The organism is Flavobacterium sp. CFS9 (genome assembly GCF_041154745.1).
Classification (GTDB): domain Bacteria; phylum Bacteroidota; class Bacteroidia; order Flavobacteriales; family Flavobacteriaceae; genus Flavobacterium.
Map to the genome: position 1 here is coordinate 4,988,908 of NZ_AP031573.1, position 21,734 is coordinate 5,010,641.

Below are 21,734 nucleotides of genomic sequence, written 5' to 3' on the forward strand. Positions count from 1 at the left end.
TAAATATTCACTTTACATTAGTGATTGTCATACGTACAGGTTCCATGGGTATTGGCGTAATTCTGACCGTTAGTATTTATATCACTAGACGCCATAAAATTAGCATTCCTCTGGCTCGCAGTAGAGAAGTATGTACCAAAAGGAACTGTATAGGTTACTGTTGATCCTATAGATCCTGTTCCACAATTGTTTCGGATAAAATCCTCACTTCTTTGTTCATTATAAAAACCACAGACCCCATTGGCATTGGCATAATTCTGTCCGTTTTGAGCCACATCATTCTGGGCTTTCATATTGGCATCTGCCTGTGATGATTCTGACCAATGAGTACCAGCAGCCACGGTATAGGTAACAGCCGAACCCCATTGACCTGCGGGACAATTATTTTTTGTAAAAATGCCACTGGTGGCTGTATTGTAAAAACGACAAGTCCCATTATTATTGGCATGGGCCTGACCAAATACATCACATCTTTGATTAGCCCTGTAATCTGCATCAAACTGCGACTCTCTCGATGTAATTCGTCCCGCCGGAAGTGAATAATCTGAAGAAGACCCTACACTGCCTGCAGGGCAATTGTCTTTAGCATATGATTTAGTAATGGCTGCACTGTAAAAGGTGCAATACCCTTTAGCATTAGCATTGGCCAGTCCATTATTGTTCACATCCTGTTGTGCCAAATCATCTGCAGCTGCCTGTGACTCTCTCGAGAAGTGTCTTCCAGCAGGAACGATGTAGACCTCTGTTGAACCCTCTCCACCCGACGGACAATTATTTTTGGTGAATGAACCACTTTTTTCAGTATTGGCGAAAGTACAATACCCATTAGTATTGGCATTGGTCCTACCATTTGCATTAAATAAAGTCAATCCTTTTGAATCAGCATGAGCTTGTGAATCTGTTGAAGTTTCGGCACCTGCGATCTGACTAAAAAACACGCTTGACCCTACTCCACCGGGAGCACAATTATCCTTAGTAAAGGAACCGCTAAAGGCGATACTGCTGAATGTACAATACCCATTCGTATTAGCATAAACCTCACCTTTTGCGTTGAATAAAGCCAATCCTTTTGCATCTGCATCAGCTTGTGAAAGTGTTGAAGTTTTAGCACCTTCAACCTGGCTATAAGGTACACTTGATCCTACTCCACCGGTATCACAATTAATTCTGGTAAATGAACCGCTTAAAGCAATACTTCTGTACGTACACTCTCCTTTACTATTGGCATTGATCTGACCGTTTGTATTGAATAAGGCCAGTCCTTTTGAATCGGCATGAGCCTGAGAAATATCTGAAGTCTCCGCTCCTGCCACCTGACTAAAAGGTACAGTTGATCCTACTCCACCCGCATCACAATTATCTTTGGTAAAGGATCCGCTTAGAGCAATACTTTTAAATGTACAATATCCTTTAGCATTGGCGTTGATCTGACCGTTTGTATTGAATAAGCCTAGTCCTTTTGAATCGGCATGGGCCTGAGAAATTGTTGAGGTTTCCGCGCCTTCAGCCTGACTAAAAAACACATCTGATCCGACACCACCAGCCGGACAATTAGTTTTTCTGAACAAACCGCTTCGGGCAATACTTCTGTACGTGCACTCTCCTTTGCTATTAGCATTGGCCTGTCCGTTTGCATTTATATCTGCCAATGCTTTTCTATTGGCATCTTCCTGTGAAATCGTTGAAGTATATACCCCGGCAGCTACTACATATTCTATTGGTGAACTACTACCTCCAACAGGACAGTCATTTTTTGTAAATACTTGGCTCTGTCTCGTGTTTTCATAGATAATCTGCCCTTTATAATTGTAACGATATACTTGTAAAATGTTTTTATCCTTATCCCTGACCGATTTTAATCTGTTAAGTTCATCATACTCATAATAACTTACCAATCCCTTTGGATCGGTCATGCTGCTTATTCCTATTAAAGGCATATAAGTGTAGGTCGTTACCATACTTTTGTCCAGTGCCGAATCATTACGCAATGCACTTAGTGCTGTTATTAAAGAAGCTTCATTTCCTGTCCTGGAGGATGCATTTTCTATGGCTGTAATTAAATTGGCAGGAATAACAACAGGTTTGATGCTCTCTATTTTTGCCACCACCTGACTTCTGTTATACCCCCACACTACCGTTATATTAGCATCTGTCGTCATCAAAGCGGGAGTTGTATTGTCTGTAGTTACGGACCCTATAAAATTCACATTTCCACTTAAGTCATAACCATAAAATTTTCTCTTTTCTACAGGATTGACATTTATTCCTTTTGAAAAAGATACGGGCTTAAATAAATTACTTAAAACAGACTTAAATTCATATTTATAAGAGTCGCTTACTTCTCCGTTTTTCTTGTTTACGATTTGCACTACCGGTGAAACAAAATTTTTATTGACCATAGCCTGAGAAACAGCATCCGCAAAATCATAAGGATAGAAGATTTCATTTACTACTTTAGTCTTAGTATCATATGTAGTTGTGACCTTTTTTTGCTTATAATGATCATTATATTCTATTTCAACCGCTCGGTCTACAGGCTCATCTTTATAATATTCCGTTGTTTTTTTGTTGTAAATAAATTTATCACTATCAAACTCTTTGTATACATTAAAATAGTAAAAATCTTTAACTGTATGTCCTGGTCCAATCTCTTGATTGGCACTCTTAGCCACCTTAGAATCAATTTTTAAACTTTTAGGATAATTAGGATTATTTAGGATCGTCAATGGCGCACGATCTAAGTTTATGCCAGTATCAAAATAGAGATTGGTTTCTTCAGAAAGTTTTTTACCGGTTGTGGTAATCGTATTATTGGAATAGATTAATTTACTTTTTTCAGAACCTACAGACAAATCCTGTCCTGCCGGCTGAGAGGGAAAAGTGGTCGATATTATTGACGGCGTATTAAACTGCGTCATTTTGTACCCTTGAGGGTAAATCATTTTCTTAACCCCATAACTTCCAGCTCCGGGTAAATAAGTATAGGAAACAGTATTATTTGCAGCCGATCCAAAATTTCCGCCGCAATTGCTGCATAAAAACTTTTCGGGTATTAAACTTTTAATTTTTACTACACACTCTTTTACAGAAAGATATCCCACCGGAGAACTGTTATTCATGCCAAGATTATAAGGTCTTGAACTTGCATTTAAAACATTTTCATTTAGGGGAATTTCTGCATAAGGGAACTGGATATCTGTCCTAGTTGGCGCCGTCTCTTTTGATGCATAAGTGGTAAATAAATCAACATTGCCGTTAAACTGAATTCCACTTCCTAATCCGGCAGTATCTGTATAATCATAGTATTTTGTCACGGGTTCCCCTATGGCGGGATAGTCTGTTGTTGAACTCACTCTTATCCCCCCTACAGGAACAGTACCTCCATCGCTGGTGTGTTGTGCAACAACAGCATCATAAAAATTTAAGTTTATTTCTGCCTCCAGATTTTGTGTTCTATTGTAGTCCGTTCGAATTTTAAATTCATAGGTCCCAGCCGGAATAATAAACTTACCACTGCTGTCCTTAGTTACTGCACAATTATTAAAACTCAAACAATTGCTATCAATTTGTGACAATTCGTTTAATTGCAAAGATACAATCGGGATGTCTTTCCCCTCTTGTGTACGGGTTCTGGGAACTAATGTATAATAAGGCGTAGTCGGATCAAAACCAACTGGTAGCTCTGCAGAAGTCCTGCGAATACTCATATCTATAAAATTTACGTTCCCAATATAATGACTTAAGGTTGCTACGACATTACTATCAAAAGTTTTAGTAAAAACACTTTCTTTAACAGGATTGGCATTTTCTGAAAAATCGGATTTAAACTGTAATTTAATCCCAACATTGGGTTCGTTATTCGAACTCTCGTTTTTAATCGCTAAATTTTGCTCATACTGTACCTCAGTTCTTCCTCCTGTTGGATAATAAATCGTTTTCAAAGCGCCCTTTTGGGTTTCGAAAAAATTGGGCTTTTTATTCGCATTATAGTTTGTTCCCTCCACTAAAAAAGGAGTATTGTTATTTGCTCCGTTGGAAAATCCCCAATAATCCAAATTGTTAGGATAATCGTAAATAGTATTAGCAAAATCCGGTAGGTCTGCATTATAATAGTCAAAACCGTGAAAGAATATGTTATTTTTAATAATATTGTCCAGTACATTTCTCCTGCCTGAATAACTAAAACTGTAAGAACTTACCGTTTTATCATTCATATCTTTTACAATGATTTTATTGTAAACTTCATAATTGTTCAATTTTATATAATTGAAACTAATCTTAAAATTTTTAGTATCAATCGATTTTAAAATCTTTCTTTTTATAATGTCGTTAGTACACCCTTGGTTGTTTACATCAGCCACAGGAGGAGTACGTTTTTTAATTTGAAGACTTGCATAAAAATTGTAAGTCATAAAGTCATTGTCATCGTAAACAAAGTTGATTTGCTCGCCATTATTTACAATAATCTTTGATAATTGCCAACTTGAGGTATAAGTCGGAAGACCTTCCTCAAGAAAAGCATTGTATCCCCTAAAAGGCGTATTGACCTCCTTCTGTTCAAAAAAATACTGATTTGCACTGGCATCTGTTAAAATGAAGCCTTCAATAATTTGATCATTGTTTGCATTTCTTAGTATTTGAATTTTATTGTCATGTTTTGATAAAAAAGCCGGGGTTCCGTCTATGCCGATTTTAAACGAAAAACGAATCCCATTTACACTTACATTGTATTTATCGGCCTCTCCGTCATAAAAGTTTGAAGCCATTTTATTGGCTTCGTGATCCATAATCACATCATTATTAATGTAATTGTTTATGATTTGTTTCGTCGCTGCATTATTAAATCCTCTTGGATGTTCGTCCGGTAAACCTCTTACTTCTCTGCTCACGACACCTCCCACACTTAATTGCCACCCCAATCCCATTATCGATGGTGTTTCTTCTAATCGGTTTCCGCTATAATTGTAACTCAATTGAATAGGCAGACTAAGTTCTCCTACATTTCCGGTAAAAAGTTCAATATTTTTTTGCAATCTACCATAAAATAGATTTACAGGTATTTCTCCAAAGGTTCCCAATCGTGCCGCTTCAGGAGAAACCGGAAACGTTAACAAATCGGGATTTAAGGTACTTTGCTGGCTATAAGCCGCATTCCAAAAAACAAAAATTAACAAAAATCGGGTTATTACTTTCTTCATAATTTTAAACTATTAAACTGACACTGGCAGTTAAACAAATTATTTCCTTGTGTTTTTTAATTAACAGATTTAATCACTTTTACAGATTCCGTTTTCACATCGGTTCTGATTTTAATAATGTAGATTCCTTCTGAGTATCCGCTCAAATTGACCGGTACGGTTCTGCTGTTGATGTCAAATTCCTGTAAAGTACGTCCGGTGATATCGATCACAGTAGCAGTACCTTCTTTAAAATCGTACCCTATAATCACATTGGTGTAAGTGGATGCAGGATTCGGAATGGCTTCGATACTAGACTTTACTTTATCTACTTTTGTTTTGTCTTTGAGCTTTACTACCCAAAAATCATTGCCTCCCATACTGCCGTTTTTATCTCTCGATGCGGCCGAATTGGAGGTTCCTGCCATCAGATAGCCTCCGTCTCTGGTCTCGATTAACTTCCTAAGGATATCTTCTCCGGCACTGCCTACGGTTTTGTTCCAGATTTCTTCTCCTTTATCGTCAATTTTCATCGCAATATAATCGTTGATGCCTTCTTTTTCTTTACTGACGGAGTTAAGTGCTTTGGCAACGATCCCTTCACGCGGGCGCCTGCTTTCGCTTTGTGCATAACCGCCTATGAGATAGCTTTGATCTTTATTTTCTACCAGAGAGGTCAGGATGTCTGTTTTTCCAAAGTCATAGGTTTTGCTCCATACCACCCCTCCGTCTTTATCGAGTTTCAGTATCCAGTAATCGGTTCCGTTTCCGACTATACCGCCCATAGTGGTTAACGCATTTTTACTGTTGGAATTTCCTCCGGCAATATAACCGCCATCAGCTGTCTGGTGAATGACATAAGGCTGATCGTCTCCTTCGGCTCCATAAGTACTTTGCCATTGGATTTCTCCTGTATCATTTATTTTAAGAACCCAAAAATCTCCAATTCCTTTATTGTTCTCGGTTTTATCCCCTGAAACAGGCGAGTTGGAATAACCTGCCAGTATGTATCCATTATCTGTGGTTTGCTCCATACTCCTCAACACATCGGTATAGGCTCCTCCGTAAGTCTTTTGCCATTCGACATCGCCCTGTTTGTCCAGTTTAACAATCCAGTAGTCCATATTACCTCGGCATTTCTCTGATTTGTTAAACTGATCTGCTTTTTTGGTTGCCTGAGGGGTTCCGTTTGTCCCGGTAAGTACATTCCCTGAATAATCGGAACTCGAAGATCCTCCTAACATATAACCTCCGTCTTTGGTTTGAAAAGCGCATAAGAGTTCGTCTTTTCCTTTACCGCCAATGGTTCTTTGCCATTGTTCACTGCCCGAAGCATCTAATTTGATGACCCAAAAGTCAGTAAGTCCTTTGCATTTTTCATTCTTTTGAAAACCTCTTCCCGAATCTGAAGTTCCTGCCAGAATAAAACCTCCGTCTCTGGTGTTTTTAATGCTCTGCAGTAAATCAAATCCGCTTCCGCCTATGCTTTTCTGCCAGACCAGATCTCCTTTTTCACTCATTTTCCAGATCCAGTAATCCAGATCCCCATGATTATCATCGTCTTTATTTCCGGTTTTATTTGACAGAGAGCTGCCCGCGAGAATAAAACCGTAATCGGCCGTAGGCTGTGCATCAAACAAATAATCAGCGTGCTGCCCCCCATATGATTTTTCCCAGAGGATGTCCTGAGAATACATAAAGAAGGGGAAGATCAAAAAAAGTAACAGGTAACGTTTTTTCATAAATATTCTATTCTGGTTTAGTCTTTTCAAACATTGTATTACTGGGCCAAAACTAATACTCTATTGATTACAATCTTTACGGCTTTCCACATTGCACTGATTTTTGTGCAAAATTTATCCCAATAAACCTAACTATTCTCAACAAAACCGATATCTGACAGCATAATGCAATAAATATGCACAACCAGGTAATACCCGGTAATCTAACAAGAAAAATTTTACGAGTTAAATTCGAAGTTCAAAACAACAGGAAAATTTTATAGTCCTTTAAGATCATTTTATTCTACAAAAAAAGTGCAATGATTAAAAAATCACTGCACTTTATAAACCTTAACGCTCTGCGGCACTACGCTATCTTGTAAATCGACTGTATATGCTTAATGCATTTCCTTCATGTCGAAATTAGATTCAATTTATTCTTTATGATGCGGACAGCCCGAAGCGTCTCCGGAAGATCCATTTTTATACGTTCCCGGGAATTGTTCTTCTATTAATCGTTTCTGATCGGCTGATACGTCTTCCATTTTACGGAGTGTATTAACTTGTATGTGCGGCCAGCTTGTTGTGCCTCCGTCATCTCCAAAATCAAACTCGAAAAATATGACTTGTTCGTATTGCAGCTGAAGGATTTCCTTTTCGTTTTCGACAACGGTTTCAATCCACATTCTCATGTTCATTTCGACTGTAGGCACAAAACGATTGACAAACGGAACATTTAATATTCCTCCCTGTGCTCCGGTTTTATTCTTAGATGACATTTCAATCAGTACATGGTTTTTTAACACATCGCTTTTCAGCGTATCACGAAGACGTAAATCTGGTCGTACTGAATACGGATATAAAGGATGAGCTAATATTCTCTGGGTGTAGATTTTATTCTCACCTTCATCGTTTTTATCATCCAGTGTCTCAAATACCCAAGGCGGTGGAGGTGCATCCAGATTTATGGGCTCATTACTCGAATCTGCTCCTCCCATTGTTTGCGAAATGGAAAGATGTTTATAGTCCCAGTCTGCGAATCCTTCCGGATACTGTGGTGCACCTTTAATCAAATAACCTGATTTACCACGCTTTAAATCTCCCAGTAATGTAATGGTACTTCCATGCGGAATTACCCCGCTTCTCGAAATAGAATAATCGGGTATAAAATAAGCTCCGGTTTGCCCTGCTCCAACTTTTAGTTCTTTTGCAGCAATAATCTCGTAGTATTTTCTTCCGTTTAAGTTTTCCTGTGTTACATATTCTTTCTCTCCCTGATCGTTCTTGATCAAAAACAGAGTTTCATCCTGATAACCGCTTTTGTATAAATCTTTATTTGGATTGCTGGGTGATACGGCATGAATACCACGGTCATCTTTAATTGTTTTTTCAGTTGCCGCATAGTTAAAGATATCACTCAGCCACAAGTACATTCCATTCTCCTCATGAATTGGAGTATATTGCAAAGCATCCTGACCTGCTACACGGTTTACACTTTTAATGCTTTGTTCGTACTTCACCGCTCCGCAAAATTGCTCATTTGCACCGCCACGGTTTCGAACACCTCCCGGTACCAGATTAAAAGTAAGTTTTTCGATATACTCCTCGCACTCGAAACTGTATTTTCCTGGAATAGTGCCTGCGTTGGTACCCGGTGAAGGCATGATGGTAGTGTGTATACCACTGCCAATCATTTTTCTCTGGCTCTGATCGTCACTGTCATTGTTGTTGTAACTAACCCAGGTACCTTCTAATACCTGTAAAATGCCATAATCTACATTTTTTACAATTTTCTGAAGGTCTTCTTCATAAAAAGGTCTGATTGGATCTTCAATCTGAACTTTTTGATACCCGAACATCAATTGATGCAACACTCCTTTCTCTTCCTGGACTGCTTCAAATAAGGCTTCATTTGCCTGTTGAGCAAAACCAGTGGTCAGCTGATTTAAATCTCCACCTTCTTCAAGGTTTTTACGTTTTAACATGGTAAACTATTTTTTAGCGTTAATAACTTGTGTATCCAAAGTAACCCAATTTATGGTGATTACGTACCAGTATTAATACCCGTTTTATAGTGTAAAAACCAAAAAAAACCTCCAAAATCAAATGACTTTGGAGGTTTCTATTTTTTAGGAATAAATCCTGATAATTTTAGTTCATGATATCATTGAACTCGTGTAATGATTTCAATGTGCTTTCGTAGAATAAGATTGCAGCAATTAAATTTCCTTTATCAGAGTAAGGCATCATTTTTCTTTGAAACTCTACAGTAGTATCTAAAAATACTGTTGTTCCTTCTGCCTGACCGTCTAACACTTTTTTGTGCTCACTATCGTCCGGAATACCTAAATCTGCCATAGTAACACCAGGTTTTGTAACCAAAGCGATATAAGGAAGTGTTTTTACTAAAACTTTAATACGCTCGATGTACAATTCCAAAAGCTCTCCTTTTTGCATACCGCTCAATTCTTTTTGATCATGGTATTTGCGGATAATAGCTGTTGTACTGATTATACTTCTTGGAGCATTTTTTGCCTGTGCCGAAATAGCTCCAGTTGCAAAAAAGAAAAAGAAACTTACTAGAATTATTTTACTTTTCATTTTACTAATGTAATTGGTTGTTTGAGGAACACAAAAGTATACAAATTAACTTAAGCCGCAACTTTAATGATTCCTTTTTTTTAAAAAAAATTAACATTTTATTTTATGTCAATCTATAAGACAATTCTGAGGTACTGGAGAGCACATTTCAGGAATTAAGTGATGGTTCGTTTTTTACAGAAATCCTGCTATTTCAAAGTAAATCCTTACTTCGGCTTACGATTTGATAACTCTGAAACGTCCCGGATACTTGATCCAGATGCTTTTTTTATTACCGTAGTAGTCCATAAAATCTTCACAAACAAAAACGGCATGTGCAGTAGACCACGCCACAACTCCGCAGTATTCACTTCCGGATTGTCGTTTTAACTTCAGTACTTGTTTGCCTTCTTTGAATCCTAAATATTTATAAATGGTAGGAGTATATACTGAACCATCTTCTAAGTCTTCTAATGCTTTCTCAAAAGTATCGACCTTATCAATAATTTGCTTATACTTAGCCATTACGGCATAGGTTAGTATGGCGTAATCGGTAATTTGCTCACTTTCGGGATTGTCTTTGATATAGATGAAACCGGCAGATATTTTAGCTTTACTGATTTCGTCCTCTTGCAGATTGAATGATGCATTATTTTTTAAAGTGATTTTATGAATGTTATCACCTGTCTTTTCGTTTTCAAAAAGATTGTCTAATCCATAGACATTTAAAGAAGCCTTAATAAAGGCAATCGACGAACAATTGGTCCGTTCTCCCTGTTTAAAACTTTCGAATATTTTATCTGAGCTTAACTGTGAATAAGAATTTGAACAGGCAAATATTAAAAATAAAAATAGTGAAGTAACAGCTTTCATTGTCTTAGTATTTTATAATTAATCCCAATTCATTTTTGGGCATATATTGATTCTACAAATCTATAAAAATCAACGTAAAATTGTTTTTTACTTCTCAGTTTTTATCAAAAATTGTTGCGAATACTCTAAGTAAATCCATTTGAAAGGGTTACGATTGCATTAACTTGAAACTTTTCTGTTTTCTAAAAAATGAAGCAGACCTGTTTTTAGCTTCTGATGGACTTTAACTCTAAACCGGTTCTTTTTTCCAATTGCAAATACTTCTCTTAGTTTTTTATCAAAAATAATTCTCGCCATTTTTTCGTACACAAGTATAAACACCTGTTTTTAAACACATTAAAACAAAAATAGCATTTTTTAACTAACTTTATAATAGCTAAATCTAACTAATCAGTTGAATAGAACTCAACACTAACAAACTATAATTATGGCAACAACAGTAGTACCTCCTGACAAAAAAAGCAATTATGAAAAGTTGTTTGCATCCTGTATCATAAAAGAAGCTAAATATCCTGAAATTGATACATTGGTAGCCAAAATAGTTTCAAGCAAAAGCAGATATCAATCTGTTGGCGATCCTTTAAATATTCCGTGGTACATGATTTCTATTATACATTGTATGGAAGGAAGTCTGAACTTTACTACTCATTTGCACAATGGCGACACACTAAATAATTATACAACTCACGTTCCTGCGGGTCGTCCGATAACCGGAAAACCTCCATTTACATGGGAAGCAAGCGCCAAAGATGCCTTAATTTACGACAAGCTAAATTCATGGACGGACTGGAGCATTGCCGGAATTCTTTACAGACTTGAACTGTTTAACGGATTAGGGTATTACAAACAGGGAATTAACTCTCCTTACTTATGGAGTTATTCGAATCAGTACACTAAAGGTAAATATGTTCAGGACGGTAAATACGATCCAAATGCGGTTTCAAAACAATGCGGTGCCGCTGTTTTACTGCGCCGTATGATGGAACAGCATTTAATTACACTGCCTAACACTCATATTGTAGAACAAATCATCGCGCAGGGAAATAAAACGATGTACTATTCCGGAAAGGTTACAAACGAAGCTACCGAGCTCCAAAAACTCCTTAATAGTGCCGGAAGTGTTCTTAGAATTGACGGAAAAGCGGGAGAAAGAACTTCAACCGAATATTTTAAATTTAGCAAAACTTATTTAAAAGGAGATCCGAGAAGATTTTAAACGGTCAGACAAATTTAATAGATCTGTTTTAGGTTTTACTTTTTAAAATACGACTATGATTCCGAATGTTTTTTCAAAATATTCTTGTTTCTTAAAACCTTCCATTTCTAAACTAACTTTTGTCGAAAAACGGTTATGACAACACATAACTTGTTCATTTTATCTTCGAAAAAAACTATAAAAAACTACGTAACACTATTGTTCGCTGCAATTGCTACAAATATATCGCTCCTCCGGAGCTTTTTGATAACGGAAAATTACAATTGCTATAACTATATTGCTATACCTATTTTGCTCCTCCGGAGCAGTTATAGAATTTCTTTAGATAGAGATTTTTAATCTACACAAAAATTTAGAGATGAATTACTTTTGAAACAGCTCCTTTTTTTATCTTCATCTAAAACTAACCGCAAAAAAAACATCTGACATAACTATTTATATGCCAGATGTAGTCACAAATCAACCTTCAATTAAAATTTTACTTTACCAAATAGGTAATATTATCATTCTCTTTTACCACATAAGTAGCAGTATCTGCTTCGCAAAGCCTGAAATAACCAAAGGCAAAATTATTGGCATTCGTAGTGTTTACGATATTACCCCTGATATTTTCGGGAGGAATAGAAAAAGGGCTTCCTCCGGATATTTCTAAGATAAGTCTCATATAGTTGTAAAAATTCTTGGAAATACCACGGTTTATAATCGAAAGACTTATTCCGGGTTTCAAATCAGGATCTGAAAATCGCGGATATATTTCATTTCCATTAAATAATTCATCATCGAACAACGTATAGGATGGAAGACGAAGAATACTACTTTTATAATCTGTAAGGTAAAAGTTCACCTGATCTGCCGGATCTTTAAAATAAAATGATATCTCATACAAATCATCTCCGGCAACATCCGGAACTCGCTTCTGCTCTATTCTGTCAATAGGCGTCACTGAGATCAACTTTTCGGCAGCCGTGAAAGTCTGCCCTTCTGCCTCAACAGAAAGTACATAATCCATATTGATCACGGGCACAAAATTAGTACATACATAAGATCCCGGTTCAGTTTCATTAAAAGTAAAAACATCTCCTTTACTATTGGTCACTTTTACTTTTGCTCCCGAAACTTTTGGCGTTTTGTTATCGTAATAAGGGGCCGTTTTACTCACCTTGATTATCTGCTCATTACCGGATGTTCCTTTTTTCCAGATAATTTCAGCGTCTACTACTATTCTTGTTTCACCGGTTTCTAAATCAAGTTTTACCACGTCATCACAAGAAGAGAAAAACAGTACCAAAACAAGACTCAAAACAGCTAGTGTTTTCTTTTTTATCGTTTTTATATCAATCCTTTGCATATTCATTAAAATTTAAAATTATAAGAAACTCCAGGTACTATCCCGAAAATAGAAAGTCTTTTAGTCTCATTCATTCCCGAATCTTCATTTGTTGCAAAAGTCATCGCAGCCGCATTTTTTCGGTTGTAAATATTATAAAGACTAAATACCCAATAGCTCTGCCATCCCTTCTTTTTGTCCGGTTTTGGCGTATAAGTAGCTGCCACATCCAAATGATGGAAAAGCGGCAATCTGTTTTCATTCCTTAAGGAGAAGTTTGGAACATTAATACCTCCAAACTCATAATACCCATTTGCATACGTTACCGGCTGACCTGACTGCAAACTGAAATTTGCATTAAAAGACCACTTTTTATTGTATTCATAGTTCCCCACAATACTCAAATTGTGTAGTTTATCATACCCTGATAAATACCACTTACCATTTGCAATTCCTGGCTCTTCGGGTGTTCTGCCGGGTGTTTTTTGTTCGGCTCTTGATAAAGTATACGAAACCCAGCCTGTAAATGGTCCTGTATTTTTTCGCAGCATTAATTCCATACCGTATGATCTTGCTTTACCGTTCAAAATCACCTGCTCTATGTTGTTATTGGCCAAAATATCGGCTCCATCAATATAATCAATACGATTTTTGATTTTTTTATAGAACAACTCTCCTTCGAAAGAGTATTCATTGTCTTTAAAATTCTGAAAATAACCTACGGCATACTGATCCAACAACTGCGGTTTGGTAAAAGGGCCGCTTGGTGTCCAAATCGTTGTTGGCAAAGGAAACTGCGTATTCGATAACATGTGAATATACTGCGCCATTCGGTTGTAACTCGCTTTTACTGAAGTAGTCTCATTAAAAGCATACGATACGGCAGCACGCGGTTCGAAATTATCAAACTTACTGATGGTTTCTCCTCTTTTATAAGTTATACTTCCCGTTGGAGTTCCTTCTTCATAAATTTTATACAACGGATTGTAAACTACTGCTTTCCCTCCTTCATAGGTATTGATTTCTTCCCCTCCTAAACGGTAAAACATACTGTAACGAAACCCGTAGCGAAGGTTCAGTTTTTCGGTAATCTGATGTTCAAAATCCAGATAAACAGAAGATTCAAAAGCATACTTTTTATCCAGTTGTTTGTAATTAAACTGTGAAGTACTGTTCGTAGGCTTTACGGTTCCGGGATTAAAATCGTAATACTGACCGTCTATTCCGTAATTCAACTTTAATTTTTCTGATACAGTCTGGCTCCACCCATATTTAAGTCCATAAGTCTGAATGTTATTGTTCCATTTAAAACCTTCTCTATCCAGATCCAGATTAAACTTATAATCACTGAAGTAAACGGATAAGTTGGTATTTAAATTCTCCGAAAACTTATGTTTCCAGCTTAAAATCCCCATTGTATTTCCATAAGTGCTGTTAAAAAGGTTATTCAGATCAAAAAGGTCGTTTCCAAAATACCCTGAAAAAGACAGTGTATTATTGGCTCCTAAACGATAATTGAACTTAGCATTCAAATCATAAAACATAACAGAATTTTTACTATCAGCCAGTTTCATGAATAAATGGGCATACGACGCACGTCCTGCAACAATAAAAGATCCTTTTTCTTTTTGAATAGGTCCTTGTACCAACAAACGACTTGAGATCAAACCAATACCTCCGTTAACTTTGTAGTTTTCAAAATCGCCCGTTTGTTGTGTGATATCCAGAACAGAAGAAACACGTCCACCATATTTAGAAGGAATTCCTCCTTTATATAAATCTAATCCACTTACAATATCAGGATTGAAAATCGAGAAAAAACCAAACATATGAGAATCAGCATAAACCGGACCTCCATCTACCAAAATCAGGTTCTGATCGGCTGCACCACCGCGGACATTAAAACCCGATGAAAGTTCTCCGGCGTTGGTCACTCCGGGTAATGTCAATATCGATTTTAAAGGATCTGCTTCTCCCATAGCCACAGGAATTCGTTTGATCTCGGCCATCGAAAGTTTGTTTACACTCATTTGAGTATTTTTAACATCAGCAGCCTTATTGGTGGTTACTACTACCTGCTCCAGCTCGTGACTGTCTGAATCCATATAAAAATTGATTTTTGAATCGTCTGAAATTACAATTTGTTTTTCAGTGTTTTTCAAACCCAGATAGCTGATCGATACCGTGTAATTTCCTTTGTCCAGTGTTATAGAGAATTTCCCTTCTGCGTCAGTTGTAGCACCGGTAGAAAGTTCTTTGATGAAAATATTTGCTCCAATAACCGGCTGCTTATTCTCGTCAAAAACCTGACCGCTCAGTTTATTTTTTTTTTTAGGTGCTTTGGTTGCCTTTTGCTTTACAAAAATATTATTGCCAACGATAGAAAACTGCACCGCTGCACTTTTATTAAGCTCATTAACCAATTCTTTTATGCTGATGTTTTTATACGTCTTTGTTTCGGTGAAATACTTTTGACTGGTATTGATTTGATCTGTATGGGCAAATTTGAAATCACTCTGGCTTTCAATTTGTTTAAAGAATTCTTTTAGTGTTACTGATTTATCAACAGTTATGGTAACGTTTTGAGAAAACACTCCCCAGCTGAATAAAAAAAAGCACGCTGAAATTATATGCTTCATGAAATTTTGTATTTTTGAAATTATTAAATGAGATAGTTTCCTGCTATCCTGATCATGAGGAGGATGTTTAGTTTCGCGGCTAGTGCATCCTTTTTCTTTTCTATTGAAAAGTAATTACTTTTAATTCTTCATTTATTTCAAAGTTTAGGTTATACATTTTAGATATTAATTGAATCGTTCTTTTAAAATCTTCTTTTTTATTAATTCGTATGGTAATACGATGGTCATAATATTCCTTTGGGAATTTCAATGTATAACAAAAACATGCTGAAATGATATGTTTCATAAAATTTTGTATTTTTGAACATTATTAAACTGGATAATTCTTGTTATCCTGACCATGAGAAGGATGTTTAGTTTCGCGGCTAGTGCATCCTTTTTCTTTTCTATTGAAAAGTAACTTCTTTCAATTTTTCATTTATTTCAAAATTTAGGTTATACATTTCGGATATTAACTGGATAATTATTTCAAAATCTTCTTTTTTATTGATTCTCAATGTAATGTGCTGATCGTAATATTCCTTTGGAAATTTCACCGTGTAACCATAGTTTGCTTTAATGTAGGTCGCAAGAACGGCTAGCTTTTCATTTTCAAAATCGGTAAATCTTTCAAATTCAGATACCTCAACCGTATTATTGGCATAGGTAAATTTTTCACCGGGTACGAGTATCCATTTTTGAGTCTGATCTTTTACGCTCATCTCGACGCTTCCTTCAAAAAGGGCTACCGAGACTTCCTTCCGGGTATATCCTTTTACTAAAAAAGAAGTTCCCAAAACAGTAGTTGTCGTCTCATTGCAAAAAACCTGAAAGGGATGTTTCTTATCCTTTGTTACATGAAAGTGCGCTTCTCCTTTAATTTCAATTTTACGATTAGTTTTAAAATTATCGGCATACTCGATTCTGGAACCAGGGCTTAACTCCACCTTAGAACTGTCCGGTAAAAAAATCGTTTTCACAATTGAAGTGGTATTTTCAATTACATTTGAAGCCAATTCAATCTTCTGCTGATGCTGTTCTTTATCAAAGAAAAGTCCCACTCCGACAAATGCAAAAAGTAAAACGGCTGCAGCAGCAGCATAATGCCATGCTTTAAATCTTTGTTTTTTTGGAGGGAAAGCTTTAGATTGAAATACTTCCCAGGAAGCTTCTTTCTCTGCATCAGAATGTGAAATGGGAATATCATCCCAGATCTTATTTAATTCTTCTTCTACTTTTTTATCATTCATATCTTTGGGGCATTAAAGTTTCTGACAATAAAATCCTTGCTTATTAAAAACACCATACACCATATCCTTAATCTCCCTGTTGGTTTCGATTGTCAGAACATGATTTTTGTCTTCTACGTCAAAATTCATGATACAATCAGAAATAACAAATTGAAGGAGCGCTACAACAAATTTTGCTTCTTCCTTTGTGGTAACGTCCGTTTTATAAGTTTCAATATTCATTTTATGTTCTCATTTTTATAGATAACAAACGAGAACAAAAAAGTTCCTAATGATTTTCGACTTTTTTTCGAATAAATTTACTGGCGAGGTAAATATGATTGGCTATGGTCTTTTCAGAAAGATCCGTCAAAGCTGCAATCTCCTTATAGCTAAGGTTTTCCAGTTTATGTAAAGTGTAGATTTTTTGTTGTTGTTCAGGAAGCTCATTTATTAAATTATTTAATATTTCCTGTCTTTCCTCAAAAATTTCATGATCGTTATCCTCTTTTTCCATCACAACATGTGAAGGCTCAAGCTGTACTATTTTATTTTCTCTGTTGAGATGATTAAGGATGATGTTTTTGCAGATCACAAATAATTGTTTGTCGAATAAAACATCTTCGTGAAGTAATTCTCTTTTATTGTATAACCGTAAAAAAGTCTCCTGAACAAAATCCTGTGGGGTAAGTACTGTAAAATTAAAGCGTTTGGCAATGTTTATCAGTTTATCGTAGTAATTAAGGTATGCTTCCCTGAAAGCGGCCTCATTCCCTTTTTTTAAACTTAAAATAAACTTCCTGTTATCCATAACGCAAATATGATAATTAGTCTAAACTCGATGTCTAAAATAATATTGTGGTGTCAAGCGAATCACTTAAGACTTTTTTAATCTTTTTCTTAAGCAATCTTAAGGTACAAAGAACAGCAATTTTCTTGTAAAAGTTTTTAACAGAAAAAGAAATTAATCCTAAAGAAATGCTAATTTACGATCTTTTATTTTAATCTTATTTTTCTTATAATAAAAATATAACCGCAGACAAACCCTGCAAAATCAGGATTTTATAATCCTGACAAACATATTATTCTTTCTCAAAATTATACTTTTAACAAACGTGGCGCCCACACTTGTTAAAAATAAAAAAGCAGCGACAAAACTTTTTGCCGCTGCTTTTAATGCAATTCAACCTTCACTAGCTGTTATTTGATTAGAAGTGCTTCGAGTATTTTAGAATAGATTTCTGTGTTTTGATAGACTCCCATAAAATTTGCTGCTCCGGGTCCGTATGCAAAAACCGGAACAGGTACTGCTGTGTGATCGTTTGTACTAAAACTTCCCTGTACATACCCTTTTTCGATGCTGCCATCAATTAAGGAAAGTCCCCCGGTTTCGTGATCTGCTGTTACGATTAAAAGTGTTTCCTGATTCTGATCGACAAATTCCATGGCTTGTCCTACCAGTTTATCAAAATCAAGCATTTCACGAACCACGTATTCCAGGTCATTTTTATGTCCGCCATAATCAATTTGTGCACCTTCAGCCATTACAAAAAAAGGATTTTTTGTTTTTGAAAAAACGGTTGTCGTCTTCGCTAAAGATTTCGCTAAAAAATCACCTCTTCCCTCTTTCATCGAAACGACCGAAGCATCATCTACCACTACAAATCGTGAATTTTTAATAGTGTCCAGACTTTTAAACTGATCTGAAAAAGTATAGCCTTTCTCCGTCAGTATTTTAGACAAATCTCTACCGTCTTTTCTGTTTTTAAATTCTTTTGCTCCTCCTCCAATCAAAATATCACACGGATTAGAAAGAAAATCTGCTGCGATTGGTTCGCTTAAAGTTCTTTCGGATTGATGTGCGTAAAAAGCCGCGGGAGTAGCATCTGTAATATTTCCAGCGGAAATAATAGCGGTTTTATATTTTTTCTTTGCCAGTTGCTGCGTGATTAGTTCCAGCCCTTTTCCGTTTTCATCTACACTGATAAATCGGTTATTGGTCTTATGACCTGTTGCCATTGCCGTAGCTCCTGCAGCCGAATCGGTGATATAGCTGTCTGACGATTTAGTAACCGACAATCCCTGAGTGGGAATATTAAAAAGGTTCAATTGTCCTTTATTGGCTGTGTAACCAGCATAGATTTGGGTAAGCCCCATTCCGTCGCCAATAAGCAGAATTACATTTTTTGGACGGCTGTTTTTAGAAAATAAAGCTGTATTCTTAGGTTTATAAGCCTGATAAAATGATGTGTTCTGGTAAAAAGTAGTTTTTATTTTCTGAATAAACTGCGCCAATGCCGGCACATTATCAGTACCTATATAATCGACTTTTAAATTCATTAAAGTCATCCAGGTGTTGACATTATCCTGTGTCGACCAGAACCTGATTTTTTTATTCTGAGCATGAACTTTCTTAATGAACGACTGCACTTTTTCTAAATCAGCCTGTGTCATTACTCCTTTTCCGTTCCAAACGGTGAACTCCTTCAAATCTTCGCTAATCATTTCGACACGTGACAATTGTTCTGAAGAATAATTTTCATTTATTCTTCCGTCAAAATAGATAAATTCGGGATATTGATTCCAGTTTGATGGTGCAGGTCTGTTTCCTGAGATGACTATTTTTAGATTTTTGTTCGAAATCAAATCCGGATAGGTTTTTAGCTGCTGTACAATTATTTTAAGCGTGGTATCAGCATCAGATTTAATGTCGATCATCAAAATTACAGGCTTACTATCAGGGTAAATTTTACCTTCTAAGTTCTTTATCTTCTTCGACAAAGGATCCAAATAAAGGTTTCGCAAGGTATTGTACGTTTTGATTTCTTCTGAAGTATGTGCGACCAAAAGCTCATTATTCCTTAGAAAAACATCTGCTTCAATAACTCCGGCTTCATTGGAATAGGCTTCATAAAAAGGCAGTTTGCCTGCATAATCATTGTGCGAATGAATATTAGCCGAACTGTATTCCTGTGCCTGCGCCGACAGAAAAAAATGAAGGCAAAAAAGTAGTAGTATTTTTTTCATTACAAATAAAATTGATTCAATTCTAAAATGGTCCTCAACGATTTGAAGATTAGCCACAGATTAAAAAGATTTTCACAGATTTATTTAAGCTGTTGAGTGCAATTATTTTTAAACACATAAAAACATAGACTTTGCAAACTTAAAAAGGCGTTTCACTTATTTTAAATGCACATAGACCACTATGTCTTAGCAATATGTTTCTATGTGTTAAATAATAACCCAAAGGGTTTCTTTGCTAAATTGTGTATAAAAATTGATCTTTAAAATCAGTGACAGAAAGTATATTCTTGTTATGTATTTAGCATAGTCATAATCTGCAGATTGCCTGCATTTTTATTTACAACTGCAAGCTCCACAACTAAGCTTGCAGTGTAAAAAAAAAAATAAACAAACAAAATGAAACTACTAATTACCAGCCCTTATTCTGAAAAAGGGCACCTTTGCTCACTGCAATCTCATCCGGCGGTATTGGCCACACGTGATGAATAGCAGGATTGAAATTACGGGCAGGATAAATCACTGTTCCGTTATAATGGTGTAAAGGTTGTGCATAAGTCGCCTGAGCATCGCCCCAGCGTACTAAATCGAAATGACGGTCTGTCCATTCTCCTGCCAGCTCACAACGTCTTTCTCTTTTTAAATCGGCTAGTGTGGCTCCTCCAATACTTGGTAAACCAGCACGATTGCGAATCATGTTTATCTCGGTGTCGGCACTCAATCCTTTCATTAATTTTGCCTCAGCCAACATCAGGATCACATCGGCATAACGTAAAAGAGGCAAGTTTAAAGCGGTAGAAGGTTTGTCTCCGTTTGCATTTACATAACGAATATCAATTCCGCCCGAAGTTGTTTTTGGATAACCGAATGGCTCCATGTATTTTTTAAATTGATAACCGGTTCTGTTACTTGAACTGACAATATATTTTCCTTCATTGAAAGTGGCTAATTCGCCAAAGTACATAAACTTGTCTCCTTTTTGAAGAATTGTAGCACTTCGTCTTTTATCCGCAGGGTCATAAGCATCAAATAATTCTTTGGTAGGATAAAAATTCCCCCATCCATTGTAAACTCCCCAGCCTTTATCTTCCAGACATACTCCCGGAAAAATAGATCCTAAGCTGGTGTTTTCGGCGCTTGAAGTTACTGACCAAATGTACTCTGACGACCAGTTGTTTTTAATTTTAAAAACATCTTCGAAATTATCCAGCAATTTGTGTTTTCCGCTGTTGACAATCATATTGGCATACTTAATCGCATTGTCCCAGTCTTTTGCATACAAATAGGTACGCACCAGATATCCCCATGCCGCTGTTTTGTGGGCACGTCCGTAATTGTCTGAACTAAGTTCACTGAAATAAGGCAATAACTCGGCAGCCTTAATTAGATCGGCAGCGATATAAGCATAGTTTTCGGCTACGTTCTTAGCACGCGGCACATATACATTTGTTGGATTTTCTCTGTCCTGAATCGGGATCCCGGCACGATCATCTCCATAGTGATACGCTAGTTCCAAATGCATCACGGCATGATTAAAGTAAGCTTCTCCCAACATCATGTTTTTGGTTTTATCGTCTAAACTGATTTTCGGAATATTGCGAATCACATCATTACAGCGTTTCATCACTTCATAATGAAGTCTCCAAATATCTTTAGTGTCTGATTCTGCCCCGTCTACAATAAAATTCTTGATTCGTTCTGCATTTTGTCTTGGCTTCGTTCCAATGTCATCACTTGCATTGTTCAGCCAAAAAAATCCACGACCGTACATATTATCATCCGAATAGAGTGCATAAATTGCATTTACTCCCGCTTTGGCGTCGGCAGGTGTTTTCCAGAAATTACCACTTGAAGGGGCTCCCTGAGGTACTAAATCAAGTTCATTTTCGCAAGCCGACATGCCTATTAAAAGCACCAGACTCCATAATAAAAGACCTAAATTTTTCATTTTATTTGTGTTATATTTTTT

General features: G+C 36.4%; 13 protein-coding genes. 1 reads left to right on the top strand and 12 read right to left on the bottom strand.

Annotation, left to right across the window (positions count from 1 at the left end; translation table 11 throughout):
• Positions 1 to 17: 17 nt before the first annotated feature.
• From ACAM30_RS20590 to ACAM30_RS20610, 5 genes are all read right to left on the bottom strand, one after another.
• Complete coding sequence (locus ACAM30_RS20590) at positions 18 to 5,198, bottom strand: DUF5977 domain-containing protein (protein WP_369616387.1); 5,181 nt, start codon at positions 5,196 to 5,198, stop codon at positions 18 to 20.
• A 56-nt stretch (positions 5,199 to 5,254) separates the two neighbouring features.
• Positions 5,255 to 6,919 carry a T9SS type A sorting domain-containing protein gene (locus tag ACAM30_RS20595; RefSeq protein ID WP_369616388.1) on the bottom strand — a complete coding sequence of 555 codons (1,665 nt, stop codon included), beginning with the start codon at positions 6,917 to 6,919 and terminating at the stop codon, positions 5,255 to 5,257.
• A 413-nt stretch (positions 6,920 to 7,332) separates the two neighbouring features.
• Positions 7,333 to 8,883 (bottom strand): peroxidase, FMP-type, encoded by a 1,551-nt coding sequence (locus tag ACAM30_RS20600; protein WP_369616389.1) that lies wholly within the window; start codon positions 8,881 to 8,883, stop codon positions 7,333 to 7,335.
• Positions 8,884 to 9,049: 166 nt separating this feature from the next.
• Positions 9,050 to 9,499, bottom strand: coding sequence for a hypothetical protein (locus tag ACAM30_RS20605; protein WP_017495730.1), 450 nt, complete (start codon positions 9,497 to 9,499; stop codon positions 9,050 to 9,052).
• 216 nt (positions 9,500 to 9,715) lie between these two features.
• Complete coding sequence (locus ACAM30_RS20610) at positions 9,716 to 10,351, bottom strand: hypothetical protein (protein WP_369616390.1); 636 nt, start codon at positions 10,349 to 10,351, stop codon at positions 9,716 to 9,718.
• Positions 10,352 to 10,778: 427 nt separating this feature from the next.
• On the opposite strand from ACAM30_RS20610, the gene ACAM30_RS20615 reads away from it, so the two are divergent.
• Positions 10,779 to 11,567 (top strand): hypothetical protein, encoded by a 789-nt coding sequence (locus ACAM30_RS20615; RefSeq protein ID WP_369616391.1) that lies wholly within the window; start codon positions 10,779 to 10,781, stop codon positions 11,565 to 11,567.
• Positions 11,568 to 12,045: 478 nt separating this feature from the next.
• Here the strand turns inward: ACAM30_RS20615 and ACAM30_RS20620 are convergent, their stop codons facing one another.
• From ACAM30_RS20620 to ACAM30_RS20650, 7 genes are all read right to left on the bottom strand, one after another.
• Positions 12,046 to 12,915: a DUF4249 domain-containing protein gene (locus ACAM30_RS20620; protein ID WP_369616392.1), complete on the bottom strand. Its 870-nt coding sequence runs from the start codon at positions 12,913 to 12,915 to the stop codon at positions 12,046 to 12,048.
• A 5-nt stretch (positions 12,916 to 12,920) separates the two neighbouring features.
• Complete coding sequence (locus ACAM30_RS20625; protein WP_369616393.1) at positions 12,921 to 15,533, bottom strand: carboxypeptidase-like regulatory domain-containing protein; 2,613 nt, start codon at positions 15,531 to 15,533, stop codon at positions 12,921 to 12,923.
• A gap of 386 nt (positions 15,534 to 15,919) precedes the next feature.
• Positions 15,920 to 16,762: a FecR family protein gene (locus tag ACAM30_RS20630; RefSeq protein ID WP_369616394.1), complete on the bottom strand. Its 843-nt coding sequence runs from the start codon at positions 16,760 to 16,762 to the stop codon at positions 15,920 to 15,922.
• Positions 16,763 to 16,774: 12 nt separating this feature from the next.
• Positions 16,775 to 16,984 carry a hypothetical protein gene (locus tag ACAM30_RS20635; RefSeq protein WP_017495723.1) on the bottom strand — a complete coding sequence of 70 codons (210 nt, stop codon included), beginning with the start codon at positions 16,982 to 16,984 and terminating at the stop codon, positions 16,775 to 16,777.
• 46 nt (positions 16,985 to 17,030) lie between these two features.
• Positions 17,031 to 17,552, bottom strand: a complete 522-nt coding sequence (locus ACAM30_RS20640) for an RNA polymerase sigma factor (RefSeq protein ID WP_369616395.1) — start codon at positions 17,550 to 17,552, stop codon at positions 17,031 to 17,033.
• Positions 17,553 to 17,941: 389 nt separating this feature from the next.
• Positions 17,942 to 19,768 (bottom strand): alkaline phosphatase, encoded by a 1,827-nt coding sequence (locus ACAM30_RS20645; protein ID WP_369616396.1) that lies wholly within the window; start codon positions 19,766 to 19,768, stop codon positions 17,942 to 17,944.
• A 409-nt stretch (positions 19,769 to 20,177) separates the two neighbouring features.
• A complete protein-coding gene (locus ACAM30_RS20650; protein WP_369616397.1) occupies positions 20,178 to 21,713 on the bottom strand; it encodes a RagB/SusD family nutrient uptake outer membrane protein in 1,536 nt (511 codons plus the stop codon).
• Between the last annotated feature and the right edge of the window lie 21 nt (positions 21,714 to 21,734).

Excerpts from the sequence above, each read along its gene's own strand:
- ACAM30_RS20590 (WP_369616387.1), bottom strand. The coding sequence starts at position 5,198 with ATGAAGAAAGTAATAACCCGATTTTTGTTAATTTTTGTTTTTTGGAAT.
- ACAM30_RS20595 (WP_369616388.1), bottom strand. The coding sequence starts at position 6,919 with ATGAAAAAACGTTACCTGTTACTTTTTTTGATCTTCCCCTTCTTTATG.
- ACAM30_RS20600 (WP_369616389.1), bottom strand. The coding sequence starts at position 8,883 with ATGTTAAAACGTAAAAACCTTGAAGAAGGTGGAGATTTAAATCAGCTG.
- ACAM30_RS20605 (WP_017495730.1), bottom strand. The coding sequence starts at position 9,499 with ATGAAAAGTAAAATAATTCTAGTAAGTTTCTTTTTCTTTTTTGCAACT.
- ACAM30_RS20610 (WP_369616390.1), bottom strand. The coding sequence starts at position 10,351 with ATGAAAGCTGTTACTTCACTATTTTTATTTTTAATATTTGCCTGTTCA.
- ACAM30_RS20615 (WP_369616391.1), top strand. The coding sequence starts at position 10,779 with ATGGCAACAACAGTAGTACCTCCTGACAAAAAAAGCAATTATGAAAAG.
- ACAM30_RS20620 (WP_369616392.1), bottom strand. The coding sequence starts at position 12,915 with ATGCAAAGGATTGATATAAAAACGATAAAAAAGAAAACACTAGCTGTT.
- ACAM30_RS20625 (WP_369616393.1), bottom strand. The coding sequence starts at position 15,533 with ATGAAGCATATAATTTCAGCGTGCTTTTTTTTATTCAGCTGGGGAGTG.
- ACAM30_RS20630 (WP_369616394.1), bottom strand. The coding sequence starts at position 16,762 with ATGAATGATAAAAAAGTAGAAGAAGAATTAAATAAGATCTGGGATGAT.
- ACAM30_RS20635 (WP_017495723.1), bottom strand. The coding sequence starts at position 16,984 with ATGAATATTGAAACTTATAAAACGGACGTTACCACAAAGGAAGAAGCA.
- ACAM30_RS20640 (WP_369616395.1), bottom strand. The coding sequence starts at position 17,552 with ATGGATAACAGGAAGTTTATTTTAAGTTTAAAAAAAGGGAATGAGGCC.
- ACAM30_RS20645 (WP_369616396.1), bottom strand. The coding sequence starts at position 19,768 with ATGAAAAAAATACTACTACTTTTTTGCCTTCATTTTTTTCTGTCGGCG.
- ACAM30_RS20650 (WP_369616397.1), bottom strand. The coding sequence starts at position 21,713 with ATGAAAAATTTAGGTCTTTTATTATGGAGTCTGGTGCTTTTAATAGGC.